The organism is Brevibacillus sp. SIMBA_040, from assembly GCF_046535075.1.
Taxonomy (GTDB): Bacteria; Bacillota; Bacilli; order Brevibacillales; family Brevibacillaceae; genus Brevibacillus.
On sequence record NZ_JAWRXI010000283.1, the window covers coordinates 1 to 256 of the forward strand.

The window sequence follows — 256 nt, forward strand, 5'->3', positions numbered from 1 at the left end:
TTTCAAGATCCCCAATATACCAACAATCATATCCTCACTTCGCTCTAGCTTGATTCCTAACAAATCATCTGAATGGATATCATAATGCTCCCGCAGATAACCACCCAACTGATTCGATCGATCATTAAGTTCCTGATAAGTCAAATGAACATCTTCAAAAACTACTGCTACATGATCGGGCGTCCTGCCTACCTGCTCCTCAAATAACTGAACTATCGTCTTGTCATTCGGATATTCACTAGCACTATCGTTAAAT

General features: G+C 39.8%; 1 protein-coding gene. It reads right to left on the bottom strand.

Features of this window, described 5'->3' with window-relative positions:
* On the bottom strand, positions 1–256 hold a 256-nt coding region (locus SB752_RS32850), incomplete at both ends, for an AMP-binding protein (RefSeq protein ID WP_410719572.1).